Here is a 9,067-nt window from a genome sequence, read left to right as displayed (position 1 = left end):
ATGTCTGCGCCCACCGAACGGCCGATCCAGTTGCGCTGCATCTGAATGACCTTGTGGGGCCAGAAGCCCTCGAGCTGGTTCAGGTCATCGAGCAGGCGATCGGCGTAGTCGGTGATACGGAAGTACCACTGGGTGAGCTTCTTCTTGATGACCTCAGCGCCGCAGCGCTCGCAGTGACCATCCACGACCTGCTCGTTCGCGAGCACCGTCTGGTCGACCGGGCACCAGTTGACCGGGCTCTCCTTGCGGTAGGCGAGGCCGCGCTCGAACAGCCGCTGGAACAGCCACTGGTTCCAGTGGTAGTACTCCGGGTCGCTCGTGTGCAGTACCCGGTTCCAGTCGAACGAGACCCCGTACAAACGGAAACCGGCCTTCTGCTGGTCGATGTTCGCGTAGGTCCACTCGCGAGGGTCGGCGCCGCGCTTGATCGCCGCGTTCTCTGCCGGCAGACCGAATGAGTCCCACCCGATCGGGTTGAGCACGTTGTAGCCCCGGTGGCGCCAGCTACGGGCGACGATGTCGGAGTAGAGGTAGTTCTCGGCGTGCCCCATGTGCAGGTCACCCGACGGGTACGGGAACATCGCGAGCACGTACTTGCGTGGACGCGTGTCATCGGTCCCGCCCGCGCGGAACGGATCGGCGGCCGCCCAGCGCTCCTGCCACTTGGCCTGGACCGCTTGCGGGTCATACCCGCCTTCGGGACCGTGGGCGGCAACGGTGTCGGTAGGGGCCATCTGACTCACGTAACGGGTACCAATCGGGATGCAGGGAAGAGGCGCGAAAGCGCACCATCCAGGCTACCGGATGCCTGGAATCACGCGCCCGGGGCGGCTGTCGCCCAGCTCGGCGGGACTGATGCGCCGAGAGCGGCGAGTGGTCCGCGCGCTTTCACGACGACCTCCGCGACTTCCGACGATGCCTGCGAGAGCCAGGTGATACCGCCGCCAGCGCCGACATAGGCGTGATCCTGCTCGATGACGATCGAGCGTATGACCATCGCCAGATCCAGGTCTCCCTGGGGCGAGATCCAACCGAAGCATCCGGCGAAGAGACCCCGCGGCGCACCCTCGAGTCGGTGCAGGATCGACATCGCCGAGAGCTTCGGCGCGCCCGTCATGCTGCCGGCAGGAAATGTCGCGCCGAGAAGCTCGCCCACCTCGAGTCCGGGGAGGAGGTCGCCCGCAACCGTGCTCACGAGTTGATGCACGGCTGGATAGGACTCGACGTCGAAGAGTCGCTCGACAGTGACGGTGCCGGTCTGGCAGATGCGCGAGAGGTCGTTGCGCATCAAATCGACGATCATGACGTTCTCGGCCCGCTCTTTGACATCCGTGCGCAGATCTTCGGCGAGTTCGGCATCGACTTCCGCGTCAGCCGAGCGGGGACGGGTTCCCTTGATCGGGAGAGTCCGGATGCGGCCGCGGTCGACCTCGAGAAACTGCTCGGGACTCGCGCTCAGGAGCGCTCGGTCCGCGATCCGCACGAAGCCGCCGTGGTGAGCGCTGACGCCACGTCGCAGGCGCCGGTAGGCAGCGAGAGCATCGTCGACGCCTTCCACCTCGAATCGCGTCGTGAGACACAGCTGGTACGCGTTGCCCAGGCGGATCTGCTCGCGGCACTGCTCGATCAGGGCCGCGTAGGTTGTCGCGTCGTGTCGTGCCGACGAGACGACCGGCGTCGGCTGCGGAATCTCACCCGGATGCTGGAGGTCCAGGAGTTCGGCAGCAAGCTCTCCAGCGCCACCCGCCGCAAACACTGTCGCGATGGATGCCGCATGGTCGAACTCGACGACAACGCGCACCTGCATCCATCGGGCGTCGCCGCCCGAGTCCGGGAACGACGGCGCCCCCGCCCGCCGCGCACCGGCGTCGTAGTCGAACCAGCCAACCCATGCCCCGGGCCGCGGGCCACGCTCATCCGAGCGCGAGTCGTCCTCGGCAGCACTCCCCCGCAAGACCACCCGCTCGACAGCATCCGAAGCGACGGGCTCACCGATGCCGACCCAGCTCCGCCCGGAGGTCGCGCCGGGGCCGGCATCCAGCCAGAACGCGTTTTCGTACCGATGCGCCCATCCGCAGAAGACCTGCTCGGGTTCACGCCACACCGCTAGCTGAACGTTCGACGGCGGCGTGGTCACGCCTCACAGGCTAAACGCTGTCGGCGGCTCTACGCTTCAAGGATGAACGAGTGGCTCACGTGGCTGCTGGATACGGTGCAAGCAGTCGATCCGGTCGTGCGCACCCTCGTCGCAGGTCTTGCCATCATGCTCGAGACCAGTGTCCTGGTCGGACTCGTGGTTCCCGGCGACACGATTGTGATCATCGCCGGCACCGCTGTCGGCAGCCCCTGGGAGGGGGTGGCACTGGGGGTCGCGGTCGTGATCGGCGCGCTTATCGGCGAAAGCATCGGTTTCTGGCTGGGACGATTCCTCGGCCCGCGCATCCGATACTCACGCCTCGGTGCCCGCATCGGTGAGCGTTCGTGGATCAGGGCCGAGCTGTACGTCAACCGGCGTGGCGGGATCGCGATCTTCCTGAGCCGATTCCTGCCGGTCTTGCATTCCCTGGTGCCGTTGACCGTCGGGATGACCGGCTTCGCGTACCGGCGGTTCCTCGCGTGGACAGCGCCTGCCTGCATCCTGTGGGCGACGATCTACGTCTCGGTTGCGTCGGCCGCAGCGGGAACCTACCGCGACCTCGCCGACAGCGCCCACTACGCCGGATACATCTTCGTCGCCGCTATCGCGCTGTTCATCCTGGCGATCTACCTAGGCAAGAAGGTGCTGCACCGCATCGAGCGGCGGCACATGGATGCCGATGACGAGCGCACTCCGTCGGAAGATGCCCCACGAAACCCGAGCCTCGATGGCATGACAGACTGAACGGGTGCCCGGACCGGAGGAAACCCCCGCGCCCCCCAAGATCCTGTGGCTCGCACGACTTGAGCGACGCTTTCACACCTGGCGGGAGCGACGCGCCCGCGCGCGCGGCCTCAAGCCCACGGTGACCCCGTTTGCGGGGTATGGCGGCGATGGCTGGATCCGGGTTCTTGGACGCGTGTTGATCGTCCCGCCACGTAAGCCGCGCGGCGGCGGGGAGTACGCATCAGTGCGCGGATGGCGGAGCTTCCTCGCCGTTCCGGTCGGCTTCGCTCGTGTGGACGTCACCGTAGCCGGCCAGACGCATACCGTGAACGCGGACCGCGGCGGTGTCGTGGATGTCGTGCTGGATGCCGCCCTGTCGCCCGGATGGCAGACGTTCACGATGACCGTTGAAGGCAGCGCCCCCGTTGAATCACGCGTTTTCGTCGTCGCACCGGATGCGCGCTTCGGCATCGTCTCGGATGTCGATGACACCGTCATGGTGACAGCGCTCCCGCGTCCGCTGCTGGCGGCGTGGAACTCCTTTGTCGTCGACGAACACGCCAGGCAGCCGGTACCCGGGATGGCTGTGCTTCTCGAGCGGCTTGCGCGCGAGAATCCGGGCTGTCCCGTCGTCTACTTGTCGACAGGGGCATGGAACGTCGCACCGACGCTCGTGCGGTTCATGCGACGCCACCTTTTCCCGCCGGGAGCGCTCCTGCTCACCGACTGGGGTCCCACCCATGACCGCTGGTTCCGCAGCGGACGAGCCCACAAAGAGCACAGTCTGCAACGCCTCGCCGAGGAGTTCCCCGACATCCGCTGGTTGCTCGTGGGTGATGACGGTCAGCACGACGACGCGATCTACACGGCCTTCGCCAGCGAGAACCCCGGACACGTGGCGGCTGTCGCGATCCGCCGCCTCTCCCCTGCTGAGGCCGTGCTCGCTGGCGGCCGAACCGCAGTGAACGACCACTCGGCAGCCGAAGTGCCGTGGGTGACGGCATCCGATGGCGCGGGCCTGCTCGACCGACTCCAGGCCGCTGGGGTATCCCCCGCGTAGTCTTGCCGCATGTGCGGACGGTTCGTCGTGGCAAGTGTTGGAACCGAGCTCGTGGGGACGCTTCGCGTCGACCTCGTCGGCGATGACCTGCCCGGACCGTCGTTCAATGTCGCGCCGACCGACAGGGCTGCGATCGTGCTCGATTCCGCGAAGACCGAACCCCCGGTACGGCGGCTGGAAGGCGCACGCTGGGGCCTGGTCCCCGGCTGGGCGAAAGACCTCTCGATCGGGGCACGAGCCTTCAACGCTCGCTCCGAGGAGCTCGAAGACAAGCCGATGTTCCGCGCCGCACTCGAGAAGCGGCGCGCGATCGTCCCCGTGACCGGCTACTACGAGTGGCATCGCACGGATGCCGGCAAGACGCCGTATTTCATCCATCCTGCCGACGACGAACCTCTGCTCTTCGCCGGGCTCTATGAATGGTGGAAAGACCCGTCGAAGCCCGAGGATGCTGACGACCGGTGGGTGCTCTCGTTCACGATCCTCACGCGTGCGTCCTCCGGTGGACTCGGATCGCTCCACGACAGGATGCCGGTCTTCATGGATCCCGATCACGCTGACGCCTGGCTCGACCCCACTGTCGACTACCCGCGAGACATCCTGGATGCCGCCGTCGACGCTGCCGAGATGGTTGCCGACACCCTGGAGGTATATCCGGTCAGCTCAGACGTCGGGAACGTCCGGAACAACTCACCCGCGCTGATCGAGCCCGTGCCAGGACCGCCGCTCCCCTGACGAGCGGGATCAGGCCGCAGGCGCGCAGGATGAGCAGGGCACGAGACCGCGACCGGCACCTGCAGTCTGCAGCCGCAGCGTCATCACTCGCACCGCGGCTTCGTCGAGGCGCTCCGCTGGAAGGGCGCCGGACTCAACGGCGGCGACGATGCCCGCCGTCAGCTCTGCCGCGGTCTGAGAGTTCGTTCCCAACACCGACAGCAGCATGTCGTTGCCCGCGGCGAGGGCAGCGACGGCGTTGGAAACGGGATCCTGGTATTCGCGGAGGCCCGACGCCTCGAGCATCCCGAGGTCATCGGTGATCGCGACGCCGTCGAAGCCGAGATCTTCTCGCGCGATGCGGTGCCATTCGCTCGACAGGGTCGCGGGCTTCTCGTCGATCGATGTGTACACGAGGTGCCCGAACATGAGTAGCGGAGCACCGGCCTCGATGCCAGCCGCGAAGGGGACGGCATCCGTTTGACGCCACTGGTCGTAGGTCTCTGTCGTTGACGGGATGCCGCGGTGCGAGTCGCCCGGGGCAGCGCCATGGCCCGGAAAATGCTTGAGGGTCGACAGGGCCTCGGGTTCCTCGCCGACCACCGCAGCAGCAACGTGTGAGGCACCACTCTCGGGTGTTGTCCCGAGCGCCCGGCGGTAGATGAACATGCTGGTGTCGTCGGTGATGTCGGCGACGATCCCGAAGTTCACCGAGATGCCCGCGCGCTGGACGAGTGCACCTCTTCCGGCGAAAGCGAGTTCGGTAGCCTCCGGCGGCTCATTCTTGAGCGTGACCGACGACGGGAAATCGTCCCACGGCAGGCGAGACACGTCGCCGCCTTCCTGGTCGATGCCCAACAGCGGCGGGACCGCCGGGTCTACCGTGAGCGCCGCAGTGATCTCGCGTAACCGGTCTTCGGAGCCCGGGATGTTCGCGCCCATGAGGATGAAACCGCCGACACCAGTACTCGACACGTAGTCGCGAAGCACGCCGGGGTCGGTTGTCGAGATGTGCCCCATGATCACGCTCGCGGCGCGCTCGCTGAGACTCATCGCCGCAACGGCCGCGGTGGCTCGAGCGGCGACGCTCTCGGCTGTGCCGGCGACGACGACAACCTCACCTGTCGGCGCTTGCGTGGCCCCGGATGGCGAGCTCGCGGCGTCCGCCGCCGGCGCGAAGCCGAGACTACCGAGCACGCAGCAGGCCACGGCTGCTGCCGCGATTCCCGCGCGCGTCACGGGCGTGAGCATGCCCGCGTCTTCTCCGCGGCATACCGCATGGAATCGATGGCGACCTGCCGAACTCACGTGTTCACGCTACCCGTTCTCACGCGCACTACCCTTGTCTGCATGGGGGCAAGCCGCAAAGACCGAGCGATCGCGCGCCGGACGTTCCTCGGGTTCGCGGCGGTGTTCACGACGGCCGGCGTCGTCGGGACGATCACGACCGACAACGCCAAGGCCCGCACCGCGTTCGATGACGCACTCGCCCAGTGGGTGGCTTCCGGAGACGCGGTCGACCAATCGGCCGCTGGATTCAGCGCCGCCCAGACGGATGCCATCGCTGCGGCAGCTGAGGCATCGACGGTCATCGAGGTCACGAACGCCGAGATGCTGCAGGACTCAGCGGCGCTCGATGCGCTGCGAGCGTCGTTGGATGCATTAGTCGCGGCCGGGCTGCTGACGATCGCCGCGCCGGGTGAGGTGACGGCTACGACAACCGCACCCGACCCGCGCTCAACACCAGACGTACCCGAGGGCCGAGAGGCTCAGCTCGCGCAGGCGCAATCGCTCACCGAGGATGCGGCCCACCTGACCGAGACCGCCGAGACATCCGAGCAGTCGACCTCGGAGCTTGAGGCCGCCACCACTGCGGCGTTGGCCGATATCGACGCCGTCGTCGCGTCTGCTGCCGCTCACGGAGCAGCGGTCGAGGTGCCGAGTCTCGCCGCGCAGGAGACCAAGGATGCGTACGCAGCAGCGGTCGCAGCGCTCGGCGACCCCGCTGCTGGTAGCGCGTCGCAGCGGATCGGCGCGTACCAGCAGTCCTGGACCGCGGTCCAGGACTCGCAAGCCGCAGCTGAGGCTGCGCAGGCACGGGGCAACAGCGGCGGTGGAGACGACGACGTCCAACCGACGTATATCAACGGCATCCTCATCGCCAACAAGACTTATCGCCTGCCCAGCTGGTACGGGAACGGACTGACTGGCGACACACTCGCCGCGTTCGAGCGGATGCGTGCCGAAGCTGCATCGCTCGGGTACAACCTCTGGATTGCGAGCGGGTTCCGCTCCTATGCGACACAGGTCAAGGTCTACAACAGCTACGCCTCCCGCGACGGTACGGCTGCTGCCGACCGGTACTCGGCGCGGCCCGGGCACAGTGAGCACCAGTCGGGCCTCGCGTTTGATCTGAACACCATCACGGAAGCGTTCGGATACACGCCCGAGGGTCAATGGGTCGCCGCAAACGCGCACCGGTTCGGTTTCATCGTGCGCTACCCGCAGGGTAAAGAGGGCGTGACCGGATACATCTGGGAGCCCTGGCACCTGCGCTACCTCGGCGTCGACACCGCGACGGCGGTGTACAACAGCGGGCTGTCGCTCGAGGAGTATTTGGGCATTACCTCGGTCTACAGCTGAGCAGGATTTCCACGGCCGCGAGGGTGACATCGGCAACCTCGCCGAGGCAGTACGATCTCGCTCATGCCCGAATCTTCCGACGCAGTATCGTCGCGCCGACACTCATTCCTTGAGGACCTCCAGCTCCTCATCGTCATCCTCCTTGGCGTGGTCTCTGTTGCCACCGCATACGTCTCCTTCGAGGCCGCTCTCTACGGCGGTCAGCAGGCAGCCGCGTACTCACGCGGTGGGGCTGCCCAGACCGAAGCGGAGTCGATCTACTTGGAGGCAAACCAGCAGTACGTGCAGGATGCCGAGACACTCACGCGCCTCTCGGAGTATCAGATCGAGATGGAGGGCACCGACCCGGATGTCGCCGCCGCGGCATCCGAGAAGTATGACCAGCTGTATTTCACGAGCGTCTCGGAGGACCTCGACGCCGCCATCGCATGGGCCCAGGCTGAGAACGAGGCCGACCCGACCACCTACACCGACCCGCAGGCTTCGGAGGACTACCAGTACGCACTGTTCGGCGCGTGGTCGGACGCGGATACTGCTGCAAAGGCCCTGCTCGCTCAGGGTGACGAGGCAAATCAGTACAGCGATCGACTGACGCTCAACACAGTGTTGATGGCAATCGCGCTCTTCCTTCTCGGTATCGCCGCAGTGATCCGAAACCGTCGAGCGCAGTGGATTCTCATCGGCGTGAGCAGCGCCATCTTCCTGCTTGCCCTCGGACTGACGGTGATCGTCCCCTTCACCTGGTTCTAGAGTGGGCGCGTAGACCTCTCCGGAGGGAACGAGGAAGGGCGCCCGCATGGGGCGCCCTTCCTCGTTTGGTGGAAGTAAGGGGAATACTGTCGAAAAGTGCCCCGCCCTTGCGCCGCATAGTGAGTACCCATCATCTCATCCGACAGCGACCTCTGCTACAGCGTCGCCACGGCCGGAAACTCCCCACTCATCTCCCGCCTTTGAGCGAGGAGAAGCTGGTCATCGCTGAAGCTCGATACGAAGCAGGCGCGACTCTCAAGGCGATTGCTTCAGACCTTGGAATCAGCCGCCAGTCACTTGCGCACCAGCTACGCAAGCGCGGGTTGAAACTCCGAGGCCGTGCTCCTGAGCCGCACGAGGTCGATGAGATGCGTCGCCGATACGAGGCTGGCGACTCGCTTGAAACGGTCGGCAGCAGACTTGGGTTCTCGGCGGGCACAGTGCGCACCTGGCTCATCGACTCAGGAGTCGCAATGCGCGATACCCACGGTCGCAGCAAATAAATCGTCCACTGCACGTGAATACTCCGGGATAGGTCGCCTGTCCGAGCCTAATTAGGCGTGGCCTTGCCAGTCCACTACGACCCGGTCAATGTGCTGAGGTAGCTCGGCAATCCTCTCCTCATCAGTCCAACTTGCGATGAAATCGGGGTCGTTGCTCTTAGGGGCGTCCACAACATCTCGAATACGCACCGCTACTGGCACTCCGGTACTCACCCCGGTAACCAGAGCATGTTGCTGAGCAAGGCCCGGCAGTTGATCGAGAAGGGCACGAGAACTCAGCGCAGTGGCGTGACGAAGCAGTGCTTGATCTGACTCGTGGGTAAGTCTGTGCGCGATTACTGTGCCACACTGCGCAACGACAGTCTCACTCAGCTCACTCGGACGCTGGCTCGCGGGACTGTCTGAATAACGGTGTGTGGGGTCCGGCCTGATCCGAAAGGAGATGGCCGTGGCTGACACGACCACTGTCGTTGTTGACGACGAGATGATTGATCCCGTGACCGGGGAGATCATCGATCAGAAAGAACTCGCAGA

General features: G+C 65.7%; 8 protein-coding genes. 5 read left to right on the top strand and 3 right to left on the bottom strand.

The genetic code is table 11. The features are described 5' to 3' along the window. Nucleotides 1-734 (bottom strand): class I tRNA ligase family protein (locus Q1V87_RS00890; protein ID WP_300590454.1); only part of this gene is annotated, 734 nt, incomplete at its 3' end. Nucleotides 735-814: 80 nt separating this feature from the next. Next, nucleotides 815-2,137 (bottom strand): anthranilate synthase component I family protein, encoded by a 1,323-nt coding sequence (locus Q1V87_RS00885; protein WP_366945391.1) that lies wholly within the window; start codon nucleotides 2,135-2,137, stop codon nucleotides 815-817. A gap of 42 nt (nucleotides 2,138-2,179) precedes the next feature. On the opposite strand from Q1V87_RS00885, the gene Q1V87_RS00880 reads away from it, so the two are divergent. Genes Q1V87_RS00880 through Q1V87_RS00870 form a run of 3 tightly spaced genes read left to right on the top strand, consistent with a single transcriptional unit; the run spans nucleotide 2,180 to nucleotide 4,658 of the window. Further along, nucleotides 2,180-2,881: a DedA family protein gene (locus Q1V87_RS00880; RefSeq protein WP_300590453.1), complete on the top strand. Its 702-nt coding sequence runs from the start codon at nucleotides 2,180-2,182 to the stop codon at nucleotides 2,879-2,881. A 4-nt stretch (nucleotides 2,882-2,885) separates the two neighbouring features. Further along, nucleotides 2,886-3,923 carry an App1 family protein gene (locus Q1V87_RS00875; protein ID WP_300590452.1) on the top strand — a complete coding sequence of 346 codons (1,038 nt, stop codon included), beginning with the start codon at nucleotides 2,886-2,888 and terminating at the stop codon, nucleotides 3,921-3,923. A 9-nt stretch (nucleotides 3,924-3,932) separates the two neighbouring features. Then, nucleotides 3,933-4,658, top strand: a complete 726-nt coding sequence (locus Q1V87_RS00870; protein WP_300590451.1) for an SOS response-associated peptidase — start codon at nucleotides 3,933-3,935, stop codon at nucleotides 4,656-4,658. Nucleotides 4,659-4,667: 9 nt separating this feature from the next. Here Q1V87_RS00870 and Q1V87_RS00865 read toward each other — a convergent pair whose 3' ends face one another. Next, nucleotides 4,668-5,945, bottom strand: a complete 1,278-nt coding sequence (locus Q1V87_RS00865) for a glycoside hydrolase family 3 N-terminal domain-containing protein (RefSeq protein ID WP_300590450.1) — start codon at nucleotides 5,943-5,945, stop codon at nucleotides 4,668-4,670. Between the two features lie 42 nt (nucleotides 5,946-5,987). On the opposite strand from Q1V87_RS00865, the gene Q1V87_RS00860 reads away from it, so the two are divergent. Together Q1V87_RS00860 and Q1V87_RS00855 are read left to right on the top strand one after the other, a co-directional pair. Further along, nucleotides 5,988-7,280, top strand: coding sequence for a D-alanyl-D-alanine carboxypeptidase family protein (locus tag Q1V87_RS00860; RefSeq protein WP_300590449.1), 1,293 nt, complete (start codon nucleotides 5,988-5,990; stop codon nucleotides 7,278-7,280). A 63-nt stretch (nucleotides 7,281-7,343) separates the two neighbouring features. Beyond that, nucleotides 7,344-8,030, top strand: a complete 687-nt coding sequence (locus Q1V87_RS00855) for a hypothetical protein (protein WP_300590448.1) — start codon at nucleotides 7,344-7,346, stop codon at nucleotides 8,028-8,030. Nucleotides 8,031-9,067 lie beyond the last annotated feature (1,037 nt).

It is taken from the genome of Microbacterium sp. (assembly GCF_030149085.1).
GTDB lineage: Bacteria > Actinomycetota > Actinomycetes > Actinomycetales > Microbacteriaceae > Microbacterium.
The sequence above is the reverse complement of the archived record's forward strand: the minus strand, read 5'-3'. Positions and strand labels throughout refer to the sequence as shown.

Coding starts and splice junctions, on each gene's coding strand:
- Q1V87_RS00880 (WP_300590453.1), top strand. CDS start 2,180: ATGAACGAGTGGCTCACGTGGCTGCTGGATACGGTGCAAGCAGTCGAT.
- Q1V87_RS00870 (WP_300590451.1), top strand. CDS start 3,933: ATGTGCGGACGGTTCGTCGTGGCAAGTGTTGGAACCGAGCTCGTGGGG.
- Q1V87_RS00860 (WP_300590449.1), top strand. CDS start 5,988: ATGGGGGCAAGCCGCAAAGACCGAGCGATCGCGCGCCGGACGTTCCTC.
- Q1V87_RS00855 (WP_300590448.1), top strand. CDS start 7,344: ATGCCCGAATCTTCCGACGCAGTATCGTCGCGCCGACACTCATTCCTT.